Below are 23084 nucleotides of genomic sequence, written 5' to 3'. Positions count from 1 at the left end.
ATGCTATCGGCGGCATAGGCTTGCCGGTCGTGAGCGAGCAGTCGACGACCCGGGCAGGAGAGGCCGCAGACCGCTTCCCGACCGCCGCGCTCGCGGTGCTCGCGCTCGCCGTCTTCACGAACATCTCGGTCGAGATGCTCCCGATGGGCCTGCTGCTGCCCATGAGCCGCGAGCTCGGCGTGGGCGAGGGCGCGATCGGCCTGCTCGTGACGATCTTCGCCTTCACCGTCGTCGCGTCGTCCACGACGCTCGTCCGCCTGACCCGACGCATCCCCCGTCACCTGCTCGTCATCACGGTGCTCGTGGTGTTCGGGCTCAGCTGCTTCGGCTCCGCGCTCGCGCCCGACTACGCGTGGTCGGTCGCCTTCCGCGTCGTGGGCGGCATCGTGCACGGCGTCTTCTGGACGGTCGTGGGCGCCTATGCCGCCTACCTCGTCAAGCCCCACCAGCTCGCGCGCGCCGTCGCGATCACCTCGGCGGGAGGCTCGTTCGCCTACGTGCTCGGGCTGCCGCTCGCGACGCTGCTCGGCCAGCTCATCGGCTGGCGCTGGTCGTTCGCGCTCTTCGGCGCCGTGTGCCTCGCGGTCGCGGTGGCCGTGTGGCGGCTGCTGCCGCCCGTCGACCACTTGCGCGACCGCGCCACGACCTCGACGGGCTCGATCGCGCTGCCCGATCCCGAGCCGGGCAAGAGCGTGCGCGGCGTCGCGCTCGCGATCCTCTCGACGACCGTCGTCATGCTCGGCCACTACGCGCTCTACACGTACGTCTCGCCGTTCCTCGTCGATCACGCGGGCGTGCCGGAGTCGTGGCTCTCGGGCGCGCTGTTCGGCTACGGCGTCGTCGGCATCGCGGCGGTGCTCGCGATCGCGCTGTGGCTCGGCAAGCGGCCGACCGCGGCGACGCTCGCGATGCTCGTCGCCGGCATCGCGGCGATGCTCGCGCTCGGGCTCTCGCAGCACGTCGTGCTGACGGTCGCGGCGGTGATGCTGTGGGCGTTCTCGCTCGGCGCGCTGCCGGCGCTGCTGCAGACGCGGCAGCTGCAGGCGACGCCCGAGCGGATGCTGCAGCAGGCGACCGCGTGGTACACGACGGGCTTCAACGTCGGCATCGGCGCGGGCGCGCTGCTCGGCGCGTTCGTGCTCGAGTCGCTCGGCGTCGGCGCGCTGCCCTGGGCGCTGCTCGTCGGGCTCGGGATCGCGCTCGTGCTCGTCTCGAGCGACGTCGCGCTGCACCGGCGCGACCTCGCGCGGCTGCGCTGACGGGGCGCGTCAGCGCAGGTCGGCGGGCACCGCGGCCGCGAGCGCGGCGCGCACGGCCGCGATCGCCGGGTCGTCCTCCGAGGCGGCGCGCGCGGCGGTGAAGACCTCGCGCCGGGGTGCGCCCGGCAGCTCGACGATGCGGAAGCCGACCTCCGTGCCGACCCACGTGAGGTCGTTCACGATGCCGACCGCGTGGCCCGTCTCGATGAGCCGCATCTGCGCCTGCAGGTCGGCGGTCGCGAAGCGCACGTCGGGCTCGAAGCCCGCGACCCGGCACTGCTGCTCGCCGAAGTGCCGCGACGCGGCGCCGACGGGCTCCATGACCCACGCGTGCGCGGCGGCGTCGGCGAGCCGCTCGATGCGCGAGTCGGGCGGCACCGCGAGCCGCAGCGCGTCGGTCGTGAGCAGCTGCCGGTCGAGGCCCGCGTGCTGCGGCGCGGCGTGCCCCGGGTACTGCTCGGCGACCACGAGGTCGAAGTCGCCGACGAAGGTGTCGTAGAGCGCCGTCTCGGGCTCGCGCTGCACCATCTCGACCCGCACCTCGGGCGCCTCGTCGGCGAGGATCCGCAGCATGTGGGGCACGAGCCCGAGCGCTGCCGACTGGAACACGGCGATGCGCACGGTGCCGACCGGCCGCCCGAGCGACGCGGCGACGGCGCGCTCGGCCGCCTCGAGACCGGTGAGGATGCCCTCGGCGTGCTCGGCGAGGAGCTCGCCCTGCGCGGTGAGCGCGAGGCGCCTGCCCTGCTTGCGCGTGAGCGGCACGCCGACCTCGCGCTCGAGCGCGGAGAGCTGCTGCGAGACGGCGCTCGGCGCGTAGGCGAGCGCGGTCGCGACCGCGGCGATCGTGCCGCGCAGGCGCAGCTCCCGCAGCAGCCGCAAACGTCGGACGTCGAGCATTCGGCCCTCCCGAGAAGCATCGCGAATCACGACGAATATCCATCGCGAACCGTCACTGTACGCGACGGTTGCGCGAGCGCATACTGGCCCCGGCGTGCCATCGCACGCAGACGACGACGCGAGCCGCACGACGGCAGGAGGAGGGCAGCCGCATGGGCGCAGCAGCCACCGGGACGACAGCGACCACGACCGCCGAGACGACCGCCGAGCGGCACGACGCGGTCGAGCGGAGCACCGGCCTCGACGCGGCGGAGCTCGAGCGCCTGCGCGCGCTCGCGCCGGCGATCGTCGCGCAGGTGCGCTCGTGGCTCGAGGAGGCCGAGCGCATCCCCGCCGACGCGAGCGCCGAGCAGCTCGCGGGCGTGCTGCGCGACCCCAAGGGCCTCGACTTCGCCGTGCGCTTCGTCGACGGCGTCGTACGGCCCGAGGACGTGCACGTCGCCGCGCAGACGCTGCGCGAGATCGGCGGCATGGCGCCCGGCTTCCTGCCCTGGCCCATGCGGCAGGCGCTCAGGCTCGGCGGCGGCGTCGCCCCGCTCGCCCCGCACGTCGTCGTGCCGATCGCGCGGCGCGTGCTGCGCGAGATGGTCGGTCACCTCATCATCGACGCGACCGACGCCCGCCTCGGCAAGGCGATCGAGCGCATCCGCGCCACGGGCGCCCGACTGAACGTCAACCTCCTCGGCGAGGCCGTGCTCGGCGACCGCGAGGCGAAGCGCCGCCTCGACGGCACCCTCGCGCTCATCGAGCGCCCCGACGTCGACTACGTCTCGATCAAGGTCTCGGCGACGACCGCGCCGCACCAGCCGTGGGCGTTCCAGGAGGCAGTCGACCACGTCATCGAGCGGCTGCTGCCGCTCTACCGCCGCGCGGCCGCGACCGGCACCTTCATCAACCTCGACATGGAGGAGTACAAGGACCTCGAGATGACCATGGCGGTCTTCACGCGGATCCTCGAGACGCCGGGCCTCGAGCAGTACCGCGGCGGCATCGTCCTGCAGGCCTACCTCCCCGACGCGCTGCCCGCGATGCAGCGCCTGCAGGCGTGGGCCGGCGAGCGCGTCGCCGCGGGCGGCGCCCCTGTCAAGGTGCGGCTCGTCAAGGGCGCCAACCTGCCGATGGAGCGGGTCGAGGCGTCGCTGCACGGCTGGCCGCTCGCGACCTGGCACACGAAGCAGGACAGCGACACGCACTACAAGCGCGTGCTCGCGTGGTCGCTCACGCCCGAGCGCATCGCGAACGTCGAGCTCGGCGTCGCGGGCCACAACCTCTTCGACGTCGCCTTCGCGTGGCTGCTCTCGAAGGAGCGCGGCATCGAGCGCGGGCTCGACTTCGAGATGCTGCTCGGCATGGCGCAGGGCCAGGCAGAGGTCGTGCGCCGCGACGTCGGCGGGCTGCTGCTCTACACGCCCGTCGTGCACCCGAGCGAGTTCGACGTCGCGATCGCGTACCTCATCCGCCGCCTCGAGGAGGGCGCGAGCCGCGAGAACTTCATGTCGGCCGTGTTCGAGCTCGCGCGCGACGAGACGCTCTTCGAGCGCGAGCGCGACCGCTTCCTCGCCTCGCTCGACGCGCTCGCGGCACCCGCGCCCGCGTCGCACCGCACGCAGGACCGCCGGGCGGTGACGACGGCGGATGCGGTCGACGCCCCCGAGGACGGCTTCCGCAGCGCCCCCGACTCCGACCCGTCGCTGCCGGCCAACCAGGCGTGGGCCGCGGGCATCCGCGAGCGCGCGCGGTCGTCGCGGCTCGGCGTCGACCTCGTCGAGGTGGCGACGCTGCGCGAGGCGGCGGAGCTCGACGCCACGATCGAGGCCGCGATCGAGGCGAACGCCGCGTGGCGCGCGCTGTCCGGCGACGAGCGCGCCGCGATCCTGCACCGCGCGGGCCGCGAGCTCGAGGCGCGCCGCGCCGAGCTCATGGAGGTCGCCGCCGCCGAGGCGGGCAAGACGCTCGACCAGTCCGACCCCGAGGTCTCCGAGGCGATCGACTTCGCCCACTACTACGCCGAGCGGGCGCGCGACCTCGACCGCGTCGACGGGGCCGTCGCGGTGCCCTCGCGGCTCATCGCCGTCACCCCGCCGTGGAACTTCCCGATCGCGATCCCCGCGGGCTCGACGCTCGCGGCGCTCGCCTCGGGCGCATCCGTCATCGTCAAGCCCGCGCGCGCGACCGCCCGCACCGGCGCCGTGATGCTCGACGCGCTGTGGGCGGCGGGAGTGCCGCGCGAGGTGCTGCACTTCGTGCAGTTCGCCGACCGCGGCCTCGGCGACCGGCTCATCGGCGACGCGCGCGTCGACCGCGTGATCCTCACGGGCGGCTTCGAGACCGCCCAGGCCTTCCGACGCATCCGTCCCGACCTCGACCTGCTCGCCGAGACGAGCGGCAAGAACGCGATCATCGTCACGCCCTCGGCCGACTTCGACCTCGCGGCGAAGGACATCGTCGCGAGCGCGTTCGGCCACGCGGGGCAGAAGTGCTCGGCGGCGTCGCTCGCGATCCTCGTCGGCCAGGCGGGGCGCTCGAAGCGCCTGCACAGCCAGATCGTCGACGGCGTGCGCTCGCTCGACGTCGGCTACCCGTGGGACGCCGACAGCCAGATGGGGCCGATCATCGCGCCCGCGGAGGGCAAGCTGCTCGAGGGGCTGACGACGCTCGGGCCCGGCGAGTCGTGGATCGTCGAGCCGAAGCAGCTCGACGACAGCGGCAAGCTGTGGAGCCCGGGCCTGCGCGCCGGCGTGCAGCGGGGGAGCGAGTACCACCGCACCGAGTACTTCGGCCCGATCCTCGGCATCATGCGCGTCGAGACGCTCGAGGAGGCGATCGAGCTCGTCAACGACGTCGACTACGGACTCACCTCCGGCATCCACTCGCTCGACCCCGACGAGATCGGGCTGTGGCTCGAGACCGTGCAGGCGGGCAACCTCTACGTCAACCGTGGCATCACGGGCGCGATCGTCGAGCGCCAGCCCTTCGGCGGCTGGAAGCGCTCGGTCGTCGGCCCGACGACGAAGGCGGGCGGCCCGAGCTACCTCTTCCCGCTCGTCGACTGGCGCTCGGCCGAGGCGCGCGCGACCGCCCCGATCGAGCTGCCCGCGGTGCAGGCGATCGTCGACGCGGTCGAGTCGCTCGTCAAGGCGACGGATGCGTCGGTCACGGCGGCCGAGGCGGCGGCGCTCGCGCGCGCGGCCGGCTCCGACCAGCACGTGTGGGCCACCGAGCTCGGCGTCGCGAAGGACGTGCAGGGGCTCTCGGCCGAGCGCGACATCCTGCGCCACCTGCCGATGCCGGGCGTGACGATCCGGCTCGCGGAGGGCGGCCGCGTCGCGCAGCTCGCGCGCTCGGTCGTCGCCGCGCTCCGCGCGGGTGCCGAGGTGCGGGTCTCGACCGCGATCGAGTCGGCGCCCGCGGTGCGGGCGGCGCTCGCGGCGGCGGGCGTGCCCGTGACGGTCGAGGACGACGCGGCCTTCCGCCGCTCGGCGCAGCGGCTCGAGCAGGGCCGCATCCGCTACCTCGCGGCCGACGACGCGGTCGCGGCCGGCGCGCGGGCGCTCGCCGAGGCGGTCGAGGGCCGCCCCGACCTCGCGATCGTGTCGCACCCCGTGACCGAGGCGGGCCGCGTCGAGCTGCTGCCGTTCCTGCGCGAGCAGGCGATCGCGATCACGGCGCACCGCTTCGGCACGCCCAACCACCTGACCGACCACCTGATCTAGGCGCCCGGGTCAGCGGCGTGCGCGGGCTCGCGCACTGCTGACGGCCAACCCGGACCCCACATCGGCAGCGGGACCCGAGAACTCGGGTCCCGCTGCCGATCTCGGGTCCGCAGCGACTCGACTCGACCCGCTTCCGGCGACTCGACCCGGTCTCGGCGACTCGACCGGTTCCCGCGGCGACTCGACCGGTTCTCGCCGACTCGACCCGTCGCAGCAGGTCCGGTCGACGAGAAGCGGTCGAGTCGCGCGAGGGCTTCGCGGCTGTGGCGAGCAGCCCCGTCAGAGCACGAGGTGCCGACGGCCGTCGATGAGCTCGCGGGCCGCGTCGAGGTGGCCCGCGTGCGTCGCGGCGTCGAGGATGACGTGGAGCAGCACCGCCTCGAGGTCGGCGAACCGCTCCGCCGGCCAGTCGGGCTCGCGGTGCCGGGGCGCGGCGTCGAGCGGCAGCGCCGCGAGGATCTCGTCGGAGCGCGCGATCGCGTCGCGGTACTCGGCGAGCACGGCATCCGTCCCCTCGAGCGGCTCGACGCGCCAATCGGCAGGGCGGCCCTTGTCGAGCTCCGGCCGATCGGCGGGCCAGTAGTCGAGCGGCTCGCCCGCCATCACGGTGTGGAACCAATAGCGCTCGCCGCCGAGCGTCAGGTGGCGCACGAGCCCGATCGGCGACCAGCCCGACGGCAGCACGGCCGCCCGCAGCTGCGCGTCCCTCAGGCCGTCGACCGCGGCGAGCACGTGCTGCCGCTGCGCATCGAGCGCGCCGAGCAACAGCGAGCGGGAGCGGGCGCCGTCGTCCATGCGCCGATCCAAGCACGCCAGCGCATCCGCCCGCGCAGCCGCCCGCGCCGACTGGCGCGGTCGTCGCGAGCAGGCACGGACCCCATCTCGGCGGCGGGACCCGAGATCTCGGGTCCCGCCGCCGGGACGGGATCCGCGGAGCGCCGCCGGCCGCGGGGCGCCGCGGCCGGCCAGGCCGGGCTCAGCCCGCGGCCCAGCCGCCGTCGTTCGGGATGATCGCGCCGTTGACGTTGACCGCCGCATCCGAGGCCAGGAACGCCGCGAGGTTCGCCTGCTCGATCGGCTCGGCGTTCCGCAGCGCGCCCTGGTGCACGGGGCCGAGCGCCGCGAGCCCCTCGTGGTCGATGCCGCGCTGCACGTCTTCGGTCATGACGTTCGTCGCGACGCCGCCGGGGCAGATCGCGTTCGCGCGGATGCCCTGCTTGCCGTACATGTAGGCGGTGTTGCGGGTGAGGCCGACGAGCCCGTGCTTCGAGGCGGTGTAGGCCGCTCCCGCGGCGGCCCCGCGGATGCCCGCCGCGCTCGAGACGTTCACGATCGAGCCCGAGCCCTGCGGCAGCATCACCTTGAGCGCCGCGCGCGTGAGGTAGAACGGCGCGTCGAGGTTCACGCGCATGATGCGCTCCCACAGCGCGTCGTCGACGTTCGCGGCGCCCGCGAAGTGGTCCATGATGCCGGCGTTGTTGACGAGCACGTCGAGGCGGCCGTAGCGCTCGACCGCCGCCGCGACGACCGCATCGGCGACGGCGACGTCGCCGATGTCGCCCACCATGGCGGATGCGGTGCCACCGGATGCCTCGATGCTCGCGACGGTCTCGTCGGCGGTCTGGGCGATGTCGCTCACGACGACGTTCGCGCCGAGCTCGGTGAACAGTTGGGCGCTCGCGCGGCCGATGCCGCTGCCGCCGCCGGTGATGATCGCGACCTTGCCGGTCAGGTCGATGACGCTCATGCAGTGCTCCTTCTTCGTCGAAGTGATCGATCGCCAGCATCCGGCCACGCGCACGGCCGTGTCAATGAGGTTCGCTCGACCCGACGCATCCGTCGTCGCCCTCCTCGCGCGGGCTACGATGGGAGCGGCCGTGACTGGCGCAATGGTGGAGCACCACCGGGGAGCGGCCGAGCAGCCGCCGCGCGCCTGGGCATCCGAACCAGCGACGCGCGCCAGCGCCCCCAGCGAAGGAGCAACCGTGACCGACCGCCTGCCCTCCACGTTCAACTCGCCGCTCACGGAGGTCGATCCCGAGATCGCCGCGGTGCTGCAGCTCGAGCTCGACCGCCAGCGCGACTACCTCGAGATGATCGCGAGCGAGAACTTCGTGCCCGTCGCCGTGCTCGAGGCCGCCGGATCCGTGCTCACGAACAAGTACGCCGAGGGCTACCCGGGCCGCCGCTACTACGGCGGCTGCGAGCACGTCGACGTCGCCGAGTCGCTCGCGATCGAGCGCGCGAAGGCGCTCTTCGGCGCCGAGTACGCCAACGTGCAGCCGCACTCGGGCGCGACCGCCAACGCCGCGGTGCTGCACGCGATCGCTCGCCCCGGCGACACGATCCTCGGCCTCTCGCTCGACCACGGCGGCCACCTCACGCACGGCATGAAGATCAACTTCTCGGGCCGCCTCTACGACATCGTCGCCTACGGCGTCGACGAGGCCACGAGCCGCGTCGACATGGACGAGGTGCGCCGCCTCGCGCAGGAGCACAAGCCCAAGGTCATCATCGCCGGCTGGTCGGCCTACCCCCGCCAGCTCGACTTCGCCGCCTTCCGCGAGATCGCCGATGAGGTCGGCGCGCTCCTGTGGGTCGACATGGCGCACTTCGCTGGCCTCGTCGCCGCGGGCCTCCACCCCAACCCCGTGCCGCACGCGCACGTCGTCTCCTCGACCGTGCACAAGACGATCGGCGGCCCCCGCTCGGGCTTCATCGTCACGAACGAGGCCGACATCGCGAAGAAGCTCAACTCCGCGGTCTTCCCGGGCCAGCAGGGCGGCCCGCTCATGCACGTCATCGCCGCGAAGGCGACCGCGTTCAAGCTCGCGGGCTCGGAGGAGTTCAAGGAGCGCCAGGAGCGCACCCTGCGCGGCGCGCGCATCCTCGCCGACCGCCTCATGCAGGACGACGTGCGGGATGCGGGCATCACCGTGCGCTCGGACGGCACCGACGTGCACCTCGTGCTCGTCGACCTCCGCGACGCGGCGATCGACGGCAAGCAGGCCGAGGACCTCCTGCACGAGATCCGCATCACCGTCAACCGCAACGCGGTGCCGAACGACCCGCGCCCGCCGATGGTGACGAGCGGCCTCCGCATCGGCACGCCCGCGCTCGCGACGCGCGGCTTCGGCGACGAGGAGTTCACCGAGATCGCCGACATCATCGCGCTCGCGCTGCTGCCTGGGGCAGACCTGGATGCGCTCCGCGCGCGGGTGGCGAAGCTCGCCGACGCGTTCCCGCTCTACCCGGGCGTGGGCCCCTCGGGCCAGCCGGAGGCGGTGCACGAGCTCGGCTCGAGCGTCGACCGATGACCGCGCAGCTGCTCGACGGCAACCGCACCGCCGCCGCGATCAAGGACGAGCTGCGCGATCGCGTCGACGCCCTCCGCGGCAAGGGGCTCGTGCCCGGGCTCGGCACGCTGCTCGTCGGCGACGACCCGGGCAGCCAGTCGTACGTCAAGGGCAAGCACCGCGACTGCGCCGAGGTCGGCATCGAGTCGATCCGCGTCGACCTGCCCTCGAGCGCGTCGATCGCCGACGTGCAGGCCGCGATCCGCGACCTCAACAGCGCGCGCGAGGTGACCGGCTACATCATCCAGCTGCCGCTCCCGGCCGGGCACGACGAGCACGCGATGCTCGAGCTCATGGACCCGGCGAAGGATGCCGACGGCCTGCACCCCGAGAACCTCGGGCGGCTCGTGCTCGGCGTCGACGGCCCGATCGACTCGCCGCTGCCGTGCACGCCCGCCGGCATCGTGCAGATGCTGCGGCGCCACGACATCGAGATCGCGGGAGCGACGGTCGCGATCGTCGGCCGCGGCCTCACGGTCGGCCGGCCGCTCGGGCTGCTGCTGACGCGCAAGGGCATCGACGCGACCGTGACGCTGTGCCACTCGCGCACGCCGGATCTCGCGGCGCAGGTGCGCGAGGCCGACATCGTCGTCGCGGCGGTCGGCGTGCCGGGGCTCATCAAGGCCGACTGGGTCAAGCCCGGCGCGGCCGTGCTCGACGTCGGCATCACGCGCGGGCTCTCGGCCGAGACCGGCAAGGTCAAGCTGCTCGGCGACGTCGACCCGGGTGTGCGCGAGGTCGCCGGCTGGATCTCGCCCGTGCCCGGCGGCGTCGGCCCGATGACGCGCGTCATGCTGCTCGACAACGTCGTGCAGATGGCGGAGAAGGCGGTGCGGTCGCGCTAGCCCCTCCGCCTCCGCTCGTCGAGTAGGGCCGCAGGCACGTATCGAGACGGGTGCGACGTGGTCTCGATACGCCCGGCCTACGGCCGGGCTACTCGACCAGCGGAGGAGGAGCGGCCGGCTGCTCGACCAGCGTGGGCGGAGCGGCCGGGCTGCGCGACCCGCTCAGCGCGTGTACGCCTCCCGCAGCGCGGGGTAGTAGTCGTCCCACTCGGGCATCGGCTGCCCGTCGAGCGCGGCGACGAGCCGGTCGAGGTACCACTCCCAGCCCGGCCCGATGTCGGGCAGCGCCGCGAGCGCGACGTCGTGGTGGGTGAAGCGCACCGTCGTGCCGGAGCCCTGCTCGTGGCCACCGTCGATGAGCTCGACCTCGAGGCTCCACGAGCCGTGGTCGTCGTTCGTGACGACCGCGAGGTGCTCGGGCGCGGCGCAGTCGATGATCTCGACCGCGATCGTCGCGTCGCCCTCCTCGGCGCTCATCGCGACGACCACCTCGCCCGAGTCGGGGTCGCCCGCGTAGCCGCCGAACCACATCCCGAGCTCGCGCGATTCCGCGAAGTAGGGCCAGACGGCGATCGCGTCATGCGGCACGCGGCGCTCGAGCACGAGCTCCGCCGTCTCGCCGTGCTCGATCACGGTGCCCGTCGCCTCGATCGCCATGCGGCTCCCTCCGCTCTGGGCCGAGCCTACGCATCCGCCCGCGCCGCGCGCCAGAGCGGCTACCGCGCGAAGGCGTCGACGTAGAGGCGGATGCGCTCGGAGTAGGTCGCGGCGTTCCTCGCGATCGCGCGCCGCTCGTCCTCCGTCGTCTCGCGGCGCACCTTGCCCGGCACGCCCGCGACGAGCGAGTTCGGCGGCACGAACGTGCCCTCGGTGACGAGCGCGCCCGCGGCGACGATCGTGCCGGAGCCGATCACCGCGCCGTTCATGACGGTCGCGTGCATGCCGATGAGCACGTCGTCCTCGACCGTGCAGCCGTGCACGACCGCGTTGTGGCCGATCGACACGCGCGCGCCGATCGTGAGCGGCGAGCCCTTGTCGACGTGCAGCGAGCAGCTGTCCTGCACGTTCGAGTCGTCGCCGATCGCGACGGCCTCCTCCTCGGCGCGCAGCGATGCGCCGGGCCAGATGCCCACGCGCTCGCCGAGCGAGACGGCGCCGGCGATGACCGCGCCCGGCATGACGAGCGCGCTCTTGGGCACATGGGGCACGCGGTCGGGCAGCGGGATGATCGTGGCGCGCTCGTGGACGGTCATGGCGCCAGGGTACGCGCGTACGGTAGGGGCATGCGCACGTCGCCGACGAGGGTCGAGTCCCTCGAGCCGCAGCAGGTGTTCGTCTTCGGCTCGAACGCCGAGGGGATGCACGGGGCCGGTGCCGCGCGCACGGCGATGGAGCGCTTCGGCGCGGTGCGGGGCGAGGGGCACGGCCTGCACGGGCAGTCGTACGCGATCGACACGATGAGCGGGCTCGGGGTCATCGAGCGCGAGGTCGGGGCGTTCCTCGCCTTCGCGGCCGAGCATCCCGAGCTCGAGTTCCTCGTCACCGAGATCGGGTGCGGAATCGCGGGCTTCACACCGGCCGAGATCGCGCCGCTCTTCCGCGGCGCGGGCGACAACGTGCTCCTGCCGGAGCGCTTCGCGGCCGTGCTCGTGCGGGGCGCCGACTAGCGTTGGAGCGGGCGCGCGACGCCCGCGCCCCCGTAGCCCAATCGGCAGAGGCAGCGGACTTAAACTCCGCGCAGTCTGGGTTCGAGTCCCAGCGGGGGCACCGGCCGCCGCGGCCGCGTCAGCGCTGCTGCCGGCGCCGGTAGTCGCCGCTCGCGGTGCGCTCGACGAGTCCCTCCTGGGCGAACGCGTCGAGCCAGCCGCGCATGGGCCACGTGCCCCAGCGGTCGCGGAAGAGCGCGCCGTTGCGCAGGATCGCGTCGAGGTGGCGTCGCGGCGGATCCTCGATCGGGTGGTGCTGGTGGAAGGCCCGCGCCCCGCCGATCCACGCCATCGGGATGCCGAGCTCGCGCGCTCGCCAGGCGAAGTCGGTGTCCTCCCCGCCGTAGCCGACGTAGCCCTCGTGGAAGCCGCCGATGCGGTGCCACAGCTCCGCGCGCAGCGCGAACGACAGCGACCAGAAGAGGTCGTGCGAGCCGCCGAGCTCGACCTCGCCGGGCGCGGGAGCCGGCCGGGCCGGATGCGGTCGGTCGAGCGAGGGGAGCGCACCGAGGTCGTAGCCCTCGGGCGGCGGGGGATCGAGGTAGGTGACGGGGCCGGAGAGCAGGCTCTCGCGCGTCTCGGGCGCCTCCGCGGCCCGCGCGTACGCGTCGACGAGCGCGGGCGCGGGCAGGCAGTCGACGTCGAGCAGCACGAGCACGTCGGCTCCCGCCTCGAGGGCGGCCCGGGCGCCGAGGTTCCGGGCCCGCGCGAGCGGCAGCCCGCGCTCGTCGCCGCCGGTCTCGACGACGCGCACGTCGCCGCGCTCGCGCGCGGCGCTCGCGAGCGCCGGGTCGTCCATCGTGACGAGGATGCGCTCGTCGGGCCGCCGCTCGGAGCGCGCGAGCGCGGCCTCCTGCAGCGCCCAGTGCTCGTGCCGGCCGTGGGCGATCGTGATGACGGCGACGCGCGTCACCGGGTGCCGCTCCGATCGGCCACGGTCGCGATGACCGCGGCGGCGCGCTCGGCGCCGCGCCCGTCGTTCCAAGCGCGCCACGAGCCGGCGTCGAGCGAGGCCGCGCGCTCGAGCAGGGCCGGCCACCCCGTCGTCGGCCACTCGGCCTCCACGAGCGCGGGCCAGCGCTCGTCGGCGAGCACCGCGGCCGTGCACCGCTGCTCGTCGTGCGGCCGCGGCTGCGGGATGACGATCGCGGGGCGCCGCGCCGCGGCGACCTCGGCGATCGCGCTCTCGCCCGCGTGCGTGACGACGACGGATGCGTCGAGGAGCGCCGACCACGGATCGTCCGTCCACGACCCGTTGGCCCCGAGGTGGGTCCACTCCCAGTCGGGCGTCTCCCCGCGGGCGCGAGCCACCGCATCCGCCGTGAACGTGTCGCCGCCGGCGCCGCCGAGCACGACGACGCTGCGGCGCTCGCGAGCGGCCGCGCTCGTCTCGGTCGGCGCGAAGCGCGAGATCGCTCCGACCGCGTGCACGCGCGAGCTGAGCGCCGCATCGCCGAGCGGCTCGGCCTCCCGCGGCCAGGCGCCGATGAGCTCGTCGGCGATCGCGAAGCCGAGCTCGTGCGCCGGGTCGGTGCGATGCCCGGGCATCGCGACCGTCACCACCGGCACGCCGTGCAGGCGCGCGAGCAGCGCGACCTCGACCGACACGTCGACGACGATCGCGGCGGGCCGGTGCTCGTCGATCCACCGCGCGATGCGCGCCATGCGCGCGCGCAGGCCCGGGTGGCCGAGCGGCACCCAGTGCAGCCGCCCGCGCGCGTCGGCGTCGACGGGCGGCTGACCCGCGTCGTCGGCAGACAGCTGCACCCAGTCGCCGGGCCAGTCGGGCGGCGCGGGCAGGCTCGAGAGCCCGGTGACGGGTCGGTCGAGCGCCGCCGCGATGGCCGTCGCGCGCGAGCGGTGCCCGCGCCCGTGGTGGTGGACGTAGTAGCCGATCACGCCGCCCGCCGATCGTCGGCGAGCGAGGCGTAGCAGCGCTCGTAGGCCTCGACCATCGCCTCGATCGAGCAGTGGGCAACCGCGTGCGCGCGCGTCTCGGCGCGCGACAGGGCGCTCGCCTCCCGCATCGCGCGCGCGAGCTCGGCGGAGTCCTCCGAGTGGCACAAGCGGCCGCTCTCGGGCGAGATGACCTCGGTCAGGCCGCCGCGCGCGAGCGCCGCGACCGGCGTGCCCGCCGCCATCGACTCGGCGGCGACGAGCCCGTAGGGCTCGTCCCACGACGGGGTCACGACCGTCACCGAGGCCTCGCCGACCCGCTCGGCGAGCTCGACGGAGCCGAGGTGCCCGAGATAGCGGATGCGCGGGCTCCCCTCGCGCGAGCCGAGGTGCGGGGCGACCTCGGCCTCGAAGTACGCGTCGTCGAGCACGGGCCCGGCGAGGTCGAGCGGCATGCCCGCGAGCTGCGCCGCGCGGATCGCGAGGTGCGGCGCCTTCTCGGGCACGAGCCGGCCGAACCAGATCGCCGGTCCGCCGCCCGGTCCCGGTCGCCAGCGAGCGGTGTCGACGCCGTTGAGCACGACCGAGGCGCGCACCGAGTCCTGCCACTGGCGCGCGGTGAAGCCGCTCACGGCGACGAAGCGCGAGCGCTCGGACGCGTAGGGCAGCGCCGACTCGAGCCACGGCGTCGGGGGCGTGTGGAGCGTCGTGAGCATCGGCACCTCGATCGCGCTCGACATCGCCACCGGCAGGTGGTGGAGCGAGTTGTTGTGGATGACGTCGAAGCGATCCGCGCCGGTGGCCGCGAGCTCGAGGCACAGCGCGAGGTAGGCGTGGTGCTCCTGCATCCACTGCAGCGGTGGGGCGCCGACGTCGCGGCGCGCGCCGGGGGAGGGCTCGAAGCGCTCGGCGACGAGCGTGCGGGCGCCGAGCGCCGGGTCGGAGCCCTCGCCCGCGAAGAGCGTCACCGAGTGCCCGCGCTCGATGAGCGCGCGCGCGAGCGCGTGCGTGTGCGCCTCGAGCCCGCCGACGAAGGGCTCGGCGACCGGGAAGCGGCTCGAGGCGATGAGGCAGATGCGCAGCCCGCTCACCGCACGAGCTCTCCGTAGAGCTGCGCGTGCGCGCGGGCGACCGCGTCGCGCTCGGCGATGCGCTCGGCGATGCTCGCCGGCGCGGGCGAACCGGCGGCGTAGGCCGCGAGCACGGCGGAGCGGAGCGACTCGGGGTCGAAGTCGTCGTCGCGGTTGCGGTACTCGAAGACCGGTCCCTGCTCGCGGTAGTAGCCGCAATCGGGCGCGATGACCGCCGTGCCGAGGTCGCGGCACGCCTCGAGCCAGCCCGAGTGCGTGCCGAACCGGTAGGGCAGCACCGACACGTCGAGCGACGAGAGGTAGGCCCACAGCGCCGCGTCGTCGAGGAAGTCGTGCACGTGCAGCTCGAGCAGCCCCGCGGCGGCCTGCCGCTCGAGCAGCTCGGCGAGCGGGCGGTCGTGCCGCTCGCCCGGCCGCAGCACGTCGGTGTGGCCGTTGACCTGCAGCACCGCGCCGGGCAGGTCGCGCACGATCTCGCTCAGCGCGCGCACGACCGGCAGCGGGTTCATGCTCGCGCGCAGGCTCTTGACGTGCACGCCGATGCGGAACGGGTCGCCGGGCCCGCGCGGCGGGCGAGCGGATGCCCTGCGCATCGTCTCGAGGTCGACGACGTGGGGATGCGGCAGCACGCGCGCCTCGACGCCCCACCGGCGCCGGATCTCGGCAGCGGCGCCGGGCGTGAGCGTCACGAGCGCGTCGGCAGCGGGGATGAGCACGTCGAGCTGCGCGTCGTGCGCGTCGCGGGTCTCGTGGTGCGGGTTGCGGAGGTCGTGCACGGTGTAGACGAGCGGGCGGCCGGTCTCGCGCAGCGCCTCGACGAGCTGCTCGAGCTGCGCCGGCGTGCGGGCGTCGAAGCCGAACTGCAGGTGCATGAGGTCGAAGCCCGGGTTCGCCCGCACCCATGCGGGCTCGAGCATCGTCGGCGGCCACCACTTGGCGCCCGCGGGTCTCGCGGGGTCGTCGGGATCCGGATCGTCGAGCCGCTCGATGCGCGGCTCGTCCTCCGCGTCGTGCACGGGGGCGAGGTGGTGCACGTACACGTGCGACGCGGGCACCGAGGCGACGCGGATCGTCCGGCGATCGGCATCGATCCCGGTCGCGACCTCCCGGGTCGCGGTCGAGCCCGTCATCGCCCTCGACCTCGCGTCCGCACCGGCGTCGCCTGGGCCATCCCGATCTCCTGCACAGTCAGCATCCTCGGCGGTCATGCCTGGAGAAGTGCTCACAGACCTGAGCGTCGCTCGCCGCACCGTGCTCCCAGAACGTTGCTCCTCCCAGAGAAGTGAAGTAGAACCGCTTCTCAGGGGGACGGCCTCGGTGCTGAGGTCGACCCGGAGGAAGGGGATCGATGTCGACCATCGCCGCCGCCGGCTCGGGCAAGCGCAAGGCGCGCCCGCCGAAGCCTCCGAAGCAGAAGCTGGGGTCGCTCCGCCGCAAGGAGGCGGTCGCCGGCTACCTCTTCATCTCGCCCTGGATCATCGGCTTCCTCATCTTCACGCTCGGCGCGATGGTCTACAGCCTCGTCATCTCGTTCAGCTACTATCAGCTCGCGACCAACACCGCGCGGCCGGCCGGCTTCGCGAACTACGAGCGCCTCCTCGAGGACCCGAAGGTCATGGGCTCGCTCGGCAACACGCTCTTCTACGCCGTGCTCGCTGTGCCGTTCGAGATCGTGCTCGCGCTCGGCCTCGCGATGCTGCTCAACAGCGTGCGCCGGGGCGCGGGCTTCTTCCGCACCGTCTTCTACCTGCCGAAGATGACGCCGACGGTCGCCACTGCATCCATGTTCCTGCTGCTCCTCAACGGCAACCAGGGCGCGATCAACCGCGGGCTCGCGGCCATCGGCATCCAGGGGCCGCAGTGGTTGCTCGACCCGGACTGGGTGAAGCCGTCGATCGTGCTCATGACGCTGTGGGGCGTCGCCGGCACGATGGTGATCTTCCTCGCTGCGCTGCAGAACGTGCCGACCGAGCTCTACGAGGTCGCCGAGGTCGACGGCGCGGGGCCCTTGCGACGCTTCTGGAACATCACGCTGCCGATGATCTCGGGCGCGGTGTTCTTCAACGTGCTCGTGCTGACGATCGCGGCGTTCCAGGTGTTCGACCAGGCGTTCCTGCTCTTCCACCGAGATCAGGTGCAGGGGGCATCGGATGCGTCGCTCTTCTACGCGATCTACCTGTTCCAGCAGGCGTTCCGGCAGTTCGACTTCGGCTTCGCCTCGGCGATGGCGTGGCTGCTCTTCGTCATCATCGTCGCGATCTCGCTCATCCAGGTGCGGGTCGGCAACCGGTTCGTCTACTACGAGAGCGAGCGCTGAGATGGCTTCGCAGACGCCCATCAAGACGGTGCAGGCGGCCGCCGCGGTCGCGGAGGTGCCGCCCGAGGACGTGCAGGTGCGCCGGCGCAGGAAGTGGTTCGGGGATGCGCGGGGCCAGTCGCTCACGCCCATGGGCTGGGTCGGCCAGATCGTGCGCTGGGTGCTGCTGCTCCTGTTCGCGGCGCTGTTCATGTACCCGCTCGCGTGGCTGCTCGCCGCGAGCCTCAAGCCGCGCGGCGAGGTCTTCGACAACCGGCTCATCCCCAACACGTTCGTGCCCGAGAACTACCTCGTCGCCTTCGACGAGATGCCGCTCGCCAACTGGATCGGCAACAGCATCTTCATCGCCGTGCTCGCGGCGGCGCTCGTGGCCGTCTCGAGCTCGCTCGTCGCCTTCGGCTTCGCCTACTACCGCTTCCCGGGCCGCGGCGTGCTCTTCGGCATCGTGCTCGCGACGATGATGCTGCCGGGCGCGGTCACGCTCGTGCCGCAGTACCTCATCTGGAACCAGCTCGGCTTCGTCGGCACGCACGTGCCGCTGTGGGGCGCGAACCTCTTCGGCTCGGCGTTCTACATCTTCCTGCAGCGGCAGTTCTTCCTCGGCTTGCCGCGAGAGCTGTTCGAGGCGGCGAAGCTCGACGGCCTGAGCGCGTGGGGCCAGTTCTGGCGCATCGCGATGCCGCTGTCGGTGCCGTCGTTCGTCATCATCCTGCTGTTCGAGTTCCAGGCGAGCTGGAACAACCTGCAGGCGGCGCTCATCTACCTCAACACGGGCTCCCAGGAGGGGTACACCGTGCCGCTCGGCATCGCGAGCGCGATGACGAAGTACAGCCCGACCGCCGGCGGCCAGGGCGACTACCAGTACGTGATGGTGGCCGCGGTGCTCGTCACCATCCCGATGCTCATCCTCTTCGCCTTCGGGCAGCGGTCGTTCATCACGGGCATCGCGACGACCGGGCGGAAGGGCTGAGCCGAGTCGGGCCGGCGCGCGGCTCCCGCGAGGCCGGTCCGAGCGGCCCGCCGGGGGTGGTACCGCTTGGTCGCTCGCGCGGTCCGCGGGCGACACTTCGGTACCACCCAGCGCGCGGGGTGGTACCGCTTGGTCGCTCGCGCGGTCCGCGGGCGACGAATCGGTACCACCCAGCCTGAGCAGAGGGGGTGACGCACAGCCGAGGCGCGCCTCGTGCGCGGATCGGCAACCCCGTCGCGGCCACCGGCTAGGCGCATCGGCGAGCATGGTCGCAGCCGCTCGACGTGGAGCGGCCCGGAGGAGGAACGATGGAGACCTACGAGAGCCTGCTGGCGGCGGTGACCGTCGAGGACGGGACGCCGGTGATCGACCCCGCGACCGGGCAGGCGTTCGCCTACGCCCCGAGCGCGACGCTCGACGACCTCGACCGCGCGATCGACGCGGCGCGCGCGGCGCAGCCCGCGTGGGCGGCGCTGAGCGACGACGAGCGCCGCGCGGCGCTCTCCGCGGCCGCCGACGAGATCGAGGCGAGCTCCGAGGCGCTCGCTCAGCTCATCGCGCGCGAGCAGGGCAAGCCGCTCAGCGGTCCGGGAGCCCGGTTCGAGGCAGGCGCCGTCGTCGCGTGGCTGCGCGCGACGATCGCGACCGAGCTCGAGCCCGAGGTCGTCGTCGACGACGGGCAGGCGAAGGCGACCGTCTACTACCGCCCGATCGGCCTCGTCGGCGCGATCGGGCCGTGGAACTGGCCCGCGATGATCGCGACGTGGCAGTTCGCGCCCGCGCTGCGGATGGGGAACGCCGTCGTCATGAAGCCGAGCGAGTACACGCCGCTGAGCGTGCTCGCCACGGCGCACCTCGTGAACCGGCACCTGCCCGAGGGACTCTTCACGGTGCTCGCGGGCGACCGCGAGCTCGGCGAGGCGATCGGCAAGCACCCCGCGTTCGGCAAGGTCACCTTCACCGGTTCCGCGCGCACCGGCCAAGCGATCATGCGGGCCTCGGCCGACAACCTCACCCGGCTCACGCTCGAGCTCGGCGGCAACGATCCGGGCATCGTGCTGCCGGACGTCGACCCGAAGGCGATCGCCGAGGGGCTCTTCTGGGGCGCGTTCATCAACACGGGGCAGACGTGCGCCGCCCTCAAGCGGCTCTACGTGCACGAGGACGTCCACGACGACGTCGTCCGCGAGCTCGCGGCGATCGCGAGCGCCATGCCGATGGGCCCCGGCACCGACGAGCAGAACGTGCTCGGCCCGCTCACGACCGAGCAGCAGTTCGGCGTGGTCGACCGCCTCGTCGAGGACGCGAAGGCGCGCGGGGGCCGAGTCGTGGTCGGGGGCGAGCCCGACCGCGCGGCGCCGGGCTGGTTCTACCCCGCGACGCTCGTCGAGGGGCTCGACGACGAGGCCGACCTCGTGCGCGAGGAGCAGTTCGGGCCGGCGCTGCCGATCCTGAAGTACTCCGACGTGGAGGAGGCGATCGAGCGGGCCAATCGCGGCGACGCCGGGCTCGGCGCGAGCGTCTGGTCGTCCGACCCGGAGCGCGCCCGCGAGGTGGCCGCGCGCATCCAGGCCGGCTCGGTCTGGATCAACTCGCACGGCACGATCCACCCGATGGCGCCGTTCGGCGGGGTGAAGGGCTCGGGCTACGGCCTCGAGTTCGGTGTCGAGGGGCTCAAGGCGATGGGCGTGCCGCAGGTCATCCACGGCTGATCGATCCGACGACGGGGGCCCGAGCGAGCGCTCGGGCCCCCGTCGTCGTCGGCCGGTCAGCGGATCGCGACGCGGTCCTCGCCGTCATGGCCGTGATGGCCCTCGTGGCCGCCGCGATCGTCGCCGCCGCCGTGCCCATGACCGCACTGGCACGCGTCGCCGCAGCCGCACCCGCGCATCGCGTCGGGCACGTCGAGCGCGGGGTTGCGGTCGAGGAAGCCGTAGGGCTTGAGCCAGAAGCCGGAGTAGTCGACCGGCATGATGGGCCAGTCCTCGGGCCGGGGGATGTGGGTGAGGCCGAAGGCGTGCCACACGACGAGGTCGCCGCCGTCGACGGCGCCGCCGGCCTCGATCGCCTCGGGCAGCCCCGCGCCGCCCGCGTGCTGGTTGGGATAGCGGCCCGCGGGGAAGAGGTCGTCGTCGCGATGCGCCGTGACCCACAGGTGCCGCGTCGCGAACGTCGCCCGGCCCCACACCGTCGAAGCCGGGTCGGCCATGAGCGTCGCGCGCGCCTCGGGGATGAGCTGGTACTCCGTCGGGCGGCCGACGGCGTTCGTGCGGCTCGACGAGCCGATGTGCCACGTGCGGCCGAGGGCTCCGTCGCCGACCAGCCCGGCGGGCTCCGCGATCCGCTCGCGGCGGTAGCCGAAGGCGTTGCCCCACGGGTTCCGCTCGCCCATCGGGATGCGCTCGAGGTCGACCTGCTCGACGTAGTTGTCGGTGCCGTCGACGTCGAAGTCGAGCCGCGCGCAGAAGATGTGCTGGTGGATCGGCGCGTAGAGGGCGGGCGCGATCTCGGTCGCGTGCGGCAGGTCGAGACCCGGCGCATCGGCGCCGCAGAAGACGATGCCGGTCGCCTTCGCCTCGAACTGGATCGAGCCGTCGAGGTAGAGGTACCAGAAGAAGCCGTAGTCGTAGTTGCCGACCGTCGCGAAGTAGGAGATTACGAGCCGCCGCGAGCGGCGCCCGTGCACCGTCTCGCCGTCGAGCTCGCGATGCTTCCACAGCACGCCGTAGTCCTCCTCGTGCATGCAGACCGCGCGGGGGATCGTGATCGACTCCCCGGTGTCGGCGGCGAGGTGCGCGTCGAAGTAGTGGATGGCGCCGAGGCAGTCGCAGCCGAGCTGCAGCGCGTTGGCGTTCTTGCCGAGGTTGTACTCGCCCGCGTCGAAGTAGCTGATCCAGCGCCGGGTCTCGGTCGTGTCGCCGTAGGGCACGACCATCTCGGGCACGCTCGCCCGGTGCAGCACGCTGCGCAGCTCGTCGCCGTCCTGCCAGCCGAGCTCGTGCAGCACGAGGCCCTCGCGCATCGAGAACCCGACGCGGAACCGCCACTGCTCCCAGGTGACGGCGGCGCCGTCGACGCTGAAGCTCGGACCCTCCGGCATCGTGATCTCGAGCGGCTTGAGCGAGCTGCGCCGCTCGCCGACCGCCGCGTCGTCGTAGTTCGCGTCGAGCTGGGGCAGCGGCACCTGGCGCTCGTCGACGAGCTTGACGACCTTCCGCGCCGTCACGTCGACCATGAGCACGAGGCCCTCCACGGGGAACGACCAGGGGTTGTCGCCCTCCGCCGGCGGCATGAAGGTCAGCGAGCGCATCATGCGCCGGCCGACCTCGTCGACCTCGCCGAACTGGCCGGGCGCGAGCGGCACGACGAGCGCGCGATCCATCTCGGTCAGGCCGCGCGCCTCCATCGCCCGCCGCCAGCCCGCATCCGCCTTCACGACCTCGTCGACGAGCTCGTACTCCTCGAACAGGTAGGGCGGCTGGCCGTAGGGGTGCTCGCCGGTGGGGAGCACCTCGACCGACTCGACCCGGTCGTCGTCGAGCGAGACGACCGCTTCGCGCACCCGGCCGGAGCCGGTGTCGAGGAGCGTCGAGAGCACCCGCCGCCCGAGCGGCGCGCCCGGCCGCCAGGCCGCGAGCGCCGCCTTCGACGGCTCGAGCAGCACCTGCAGCGGGAACCGCGTGTCGGGGGCGAGCTCGCCGGCCGCGTCGAGCGCGGCGCGCACGCGGTCGATCTCGGATGGCGTCAGGCCGTCGAGCGGATGCGTCGCCTCGAGCACGTGCGAATCGCGCGCGCCGTGCGTGTGGGTTGCGTCGGGCATGGGACCTCCTCGTCGAGCGTCACGCCCACGGTAGGCCGGGCGGGCCGCGGCGGCTTGCCCGTCAGCGCAGGCTGCTTGCCGTCCGCCGCTCGTCGGCCAGCACGGGAGGGCGTGGGGCGCTCGACGCCGGCTCGAGCGCCGTCGCCGACCGGTACTCGCTCGGGCTCTGCCCGAACGTCGTGCGGAAGAGCCGGGAGAAGTGGGCGGGGTTCACGAGGCCCCAGCGCGCGGCGATGCGGGCGATCGGCACGTCGGCGAGCGCGGCGTCGGCGAGGTCCCGACGGATGTGCTCGAGGCGGCGCTCTCGGATCCAGCCGGCGACGGTGATGCCGTGCTCGGCGAAGACCGCGTGCAGGTGCCGCGTCGAGATGAAGTGGGCGCTCGCGATCGTCGCGGGGGAGAGCTCCGGATCCTCGAGCCGGCCGTCGATGGAGTCGAGCATCTCGTGCAGCAGCTGCCGGCGCGGATCGCGCGGCACGCCCTGCTGCAGCTGCGTGGAGAGGAGCGTCATGAGCAGGTCGAGTCCCGTGCGCGCGAGCCGCTGCCCGTTCGCCCCCGGCAGCTCCGTGAGGCTGTGCGCGAGCCCGACGAAGAACGGGTTCACGACGCGGCCGAGCGGCGACTCGAGTGGGAACGCCGTCGCCGTCACCGCGGCCAGCTCGTCGCGCGGGATGTCGAGGTAGCCGCGCGGGAAGGTGAACACCAGCAGGCTCGTGCTCCCCTCGAAGCGGAGCGAGTAGGGGCGCGAGGTGTCGTAGATCGCGAGGTCGCCGGGGTGCAGCAGCGCGGCCCGGCCGTCCTGCTCGACCAGCTCCTCACCCTCGAGCTGCAGGCTCACCTTGATGAGGTCGCTCGGGCTCCGCCGCACGAGCTTCGGGGTGCGCGCGACGATGCTCGCGCTGTGCTCGATGCGGAAGACCGACACCTCGCCGACGTCGGTGCGCGAGCTGCGGGCCCAGAACGGGCCGTCGCCGAGCGGATGCACGTCGAGCGGCACGAAGCTCGCCGCGACCTCGCGCCGCCACGCCGCGATCCCGAAGGCCGCGCCTTCGAGCGGCGGGAAGTCGAACATGCCGGTCAACGCTCCTCCTGCGCCGCGCTCCAGCGCGCGGCTGCCCAGAGGATAGCGCTCAGCCGGGATGCAGGATCGTGCGCGCGACGTCAAGCGTGCGGCCCCCGTTGACTACGTCGACCGAGCGACGATCGAGCCA

At 73.4% G+C, this 23084-nt stretch carries 19 protein-coding genes, 1 tRNA gene and 1 riboswitch; of the genes, 9 read left to right on the top strand and 11 right to left on the bottom strand.

Annotated elements, in window-relative coordinates:
- Positions 1-29: 29 nt before the first annotated feature.
- On the top strand, positions 30-1259 hold the full coding sequence (locus L332_RS23630) for an MFS transporter (protein WP_021010775.1): 1230 nt from the start codon (positions 30-32) through the stop codon (positions 1257-1259).
- Between the two features lie 9 nt (positions 1260-1268).
- Here the strand turns inward: L332_RS23630 and L332_RS23625 are convergent, their stop codons facing one another.
- Positions 1269-2159, bottom strand: coding sequence for a LysR substrate-binding domain-containing protein (locus L332_RS23625; RefSeq protein WP_021010774.1), 891 nt, complete (start codon positions 2157-2159; stop codon positions 1269-1271).
- A gap of 152 nt (positions 2160-2311) precedes the next feature.
- On the opposite strand from L332_RS23625, the gene L332_RS23620 reads away from it, so the two are divergent.
- On the top strand, positions 2312-5872 hold the full coding sequence (locus L332_RS23620; protein ID WP_021010773.1) for a bifunctional proline dehydrogenase/L-glutamate gamma-semialdehyde dehydrogenase: 3561 nt from the start codon (positions 2312-2314) through the stop codon (positions 5870-5872).
- Between the two features lie 279 nt (positions 5873-6151).
- Here L332_RS23620 and L332_RS23615 read toward each other — a convergent pair whose 3' ends face one another.
- The gene (locus L332_RS23615) at positions 6152-6667 is read right to left on the bottom strand and encodes a DinB family protein (protein WP_021010772.1); all 516 of its coding nucleotides are present in this window, start codon (positions 6665-6667) and stop codon (positions 6152-6154) included.
- A 181-nt stretch (positions 6668-6848) separates the two neighbouring features.
- Positions 6849-7619: an SDR family oxidoreductase gene (locus L332_RS23610; RefSeq protein ID WP_021010771.1), complete on the bottom strand. Its 771-nt coding sequence runs from the start codon at positions 7617-7619 to the stop codon at positions 6849-6851.
- Between the two features lie 120 nt (positions 7620-7739).
- Positions 7740-7818: riboswitch (ZMP/ZTP riboswitch) on the top strand.
- Positions 7819-7857: 39 nt separating this feature from the next.
- Between L332_RS23610 and glyA the strand changes: the two genes are divergently transcribed.
- Entirely contained in the window at positions 7858-9189 is a 1332-nt protein-coding gene (gene glyA / locus L332_RS23605; RefSeq protein WP_021010770.1) for a serine hydroxymethyltransferase, read from the top strand.
- The gene (locus L332_RS23600) at positions 9186-10073 is read left to right on the top strand and encodes a bifunctional methylenetetrahydrofolate dehydrogenase/methenyltetrahydrofolate cyclohydrolase (protein ID WP_021010769.1); all 888 of its coding nucleotides are present in this window, start codon (positions 9186-9188) and stop codon (positions 10071-10073) included. The genes glyA and L332_RS23600 overlap by 4 nt, the downstream gene beginning before the upstream one ends.
- A gap of 162 nt (positions 10074-10235) precedes the next feature.
- Here L332_RS23600 and L332_RS23595 read toward each other — a convergent pair whose 3' ends face one another.
- On the bottom strand, positions 10236-10730 hold the full coding sequence (locus L332_RS23595) for an SRPBCC domain-containing protein (RefSeq protein WP_021010768.1): 495 nt from the start codon (positions 10728-10730) through the stop codon (positions 10236-10238).
- A 59-nt stretch (positions 10731-10789) separates the two neighbouring features.
- Positions 10790-11326, bottom strand: coding sequence for a gamma carbonic anhydrase family protein (locus tag L332_RS23590; RefSeq protein ID WP_021010767.1), 537 nt, complete (start codon positions 11324-11326; stop codon positions 10790-10792).
- A 30-nt stretch (positions 11327-11356) separates the two neighbouring features.
- Between L332_RS23590 and L332_RS23585 the strand changes: the two genes are divergently transcribed.
- Positions 11357-11740 carry an A1S_2505 family phage non-structural protein gene (locus L332_RS23585; protein ID WP_021010766.1) on the top strand — a complete coding sequence of 128 codons (384 nt, stop codon included), beginning with the start codon at positions 11357-11359 and terminating at the stop codon, positions 11738-11740.
- Positions 11741-11766: 26 nt separating this feature from the next.
- Positions 11767-11840, top strand: a tRNA-Leu gene (locus L332_RS23580).
- A gap of 18 nt (positions 11841-11858) precedes the next feature.
- Here the strand turns inward: L332_RS23580 and L332_RS23575 are convergent.
- The 4 genes from L332_RS23575 to L332_RS30110 are packed head-to-tail and all read right to left on the bottom strand — an operon-like array spanning position 11859 to position 15896.
- Complete coding sequence (locus L332_RS23575; RefSeq protein WP_021010765.1) at positions 11859-12692, bottom strand: glycosyltransferase family 2 protein; 834 nt, start codon at positions 12690-12692, stop codon at positions 11859-11861.
- The gene (locus L332_RS23570; protein ID WP_021010764.1) at positions 12689-13678 is read right to left on the bottom strand and encodes a glycosyltransferase; all 990 of its coding nucleotides are present in this window, start codon (positions 13676-13678) and stop codon (positions 12689-12691) included. The genes L332_RS23575 and L332_RS23570 overlap by 4 nt, the downstream gene beginning before the upstream one ends.
- Positions 13675-14766, bottom strand: a complete 1092-nt coding sequence (locus tag L332_RS30115; protein ID WP_021010763.1) for a glycosyltransferase family 4 protein — start codon at positions 14764-14766, stop codon at positions 13675-13677. The genes L332_RS23570 and L332_RS30115 overlap by 4 nt, the downstream gene beginning before the upstream one ends.
- Positions 14763-15896, bottom strand: coding sequence for a glycosyltransferase family protein (locus L332_RS30110; protein ID WP_021010762.1), 1134 nt, complete (start codon positions 15894-15896; stop codon positions 14763-14765). The genes L332_RS30115 and L332_RS30110 overlap by 4 nt, the downstream gene beginning before the upstream one ends.
- A gap of 218 nt (positions 15897-16114) precedes the next feature.
- Here L332_RS30110 and L332_RS23555 point away from each other — a divergent pair, with 218 nt between their 5' ends.
- From L332_RS23555 to L332_RS23545, 3 genes are all read left to right on the top strand, one after another.
- Positions 16115-17083 carry a carbohydrate ABC transporter permease gene (locus tag L332_RS23555; RefSeq protein WP_021010761.1) on the top strand — a complete coding sequence of 323 codons (969 nt, stop codon included), beginning with the start codon at positions 16115-16117 and terminating at the stop codon, positions 17081-17083.
- Position 17084: 1 nt separating this feature from the next.
- On the top strand, positions 17085-18053 hold the full coding sequence (locus L332_RS23550) for a carbohydrate ABC transporter permease (protein WP_021010760.1): 969 nt from the start codon (positions 17085-17087) through the stop codon (positions 18051-18053).
- Between the two features lie 308 nt (positions 18054-18361).
- A complete protein-coding gene (locus L332_RS23545; RefSeq protein WP_021010759.1) occupies positions 18362-19765 on the top strand; it encodes an aldehyde dehydrogenase family protein in 1404 nt (467 codons plus the stop codon).
- Positions 19766-19821: 56 nt separating this feature from the next.
- On the opposite strand, the gene L332_RS23540 is transcribed toward L332_RS23545, so the two are convergent.
- Both L332_RS23540 and L332_RS23535 read right to left on the bottom strand, forming a co-directional pair.
- Positions 19822-21873 (bottom strand): primary-amine oxidase, encoded by a 2052-nt coding sequence (locus L332_RS23540; protein ID WP_021010758.1) that lies wholly within the window; start codon positions 21871-21873, stop codon positions 19822-19824.
- Between the two features lie 61 nt (positions 21874-21934).
- Positions 21935-22945 carry an AraC-like ligand-binding domain-containing protein gene (locus L332_RS23535; RefSeq protein WP_021010757.1) on the bottom strand — a complete coding sequence of 337 codons (1011 nt, stop codon included), beginning with the start codon at positions 22943-22945 and terminating at the stop codon, positions 21935-21937.
- Positions 22946-23084: the final 139 nt, after the last annotated feature.

The organism is Agrococcus pavilionensis RW1 (genome assembly GCF_000400485.1).
Taxonomy (GTDB): domain Bacteria; phylum Actinomycetota; class Actinomycetes; order Actinomycetales; family Microbacteriaceae; genus Agrococcus; species Agrococcus pavilionensis.
Note: the sequence above shows the minus strand (reverse complement) of the source record. Positions and strands in the feature narration are given on the sequence as shown.

Coding starts and splice junctions, on each gene's coding strand:
- L332_RS23600 (WP_021010769.1), top strand. CDS start 9,186: ATGACCGCGCAGCTGCTCGACGGCAACCGCACCGCCGCCGCGATCAAG.
- L332_RS23595 (WP_021010768.1), bottom strand. CDS start 10,730: ATGGCGATCGAGGCGACGGGCACCGTGATCGAGCACGGCGAGACGGCG.
- L332_RS23550 (WP_021010760.1), top strand. CDS start 17,085: ATGGCTTCGCAGACGCCCATCAAGACGGTGCAGGCGGCCGCCGCGGTC.
- L332_RS23535 (WP_021010757.1), bottom strand. CDS start 22,945: ATGTTCGACTTCCCGCCGCTCGAAGGCGCGGCCTTCGGGATCGCGGCG.
- L332_RS30110 (WP_021010762.1), bottom strand. CDS start 15,896: ATGACGGGCTCGACCGCGACCCGGGAGGTCGCGACCGGGATCGATGCC.
- L332_RS23625 (WP_021010774.1), bottom strand. CDS start 2,159: ATGCTCGACGTCCGACGTTTGCGGCTGCTGCGGGAGCTGCGCCTGCGC.
- L332_RS23545 (WP_021010759.1), top strand. CDS start 18,362: ATGGAGACCTACGAGAGCCTGCTGGCGGCGGTGACCGTCGAGGACGGG.
- L332_RS23620 (WP_021010773.1), top strand. CDS start 2,312: ATGGGCGCAGCAGCCACCGGGACGACAGCGACCACGACCGCCGAGACG.
- L332_RS23615 (WP_021010772.1), bottom strand. CDS start 6,667: ATGGACGACGGCGCCCGCTCCCGCTCGCTGTTGCTCGGCGCGCTCGAT.
- L332_RS23555 (WP_021010761.1), top strand. CDS start 16,115: ATGTCGACCATCGCCGCCGCCGGCTCGGGCAAGCGCAAGGCGCGCCCG.
- L332_RS23585 (WP_021010766.1), top strand. CDS start 11,357: ATGCGCACGTCGCCGACGAGGGTCGAGTCCCTCGAGCCGCAGCAGGTG.
- L332_RS23540 (WP_021010758.1), bottom strand. CDS start 21,873: ATGCCCGACGCAACCCACACGCACGGCGCGCGCGATTCGCACGTGCTC.
- L332_RS23590 (WP_021010767.1), bottom strand. CDS start 11,326: ATGACCGTCCACGAGCGCGCCACGATCATCCCGCTGCCCGACCGCGTG.
- L332_RS23610 (WP_021010771.1), bottom strand. CDS start 7,619: ATGAGCGTCATCGACCTGACCGGCAAGGTCGCGATCATCACCGGCGGC.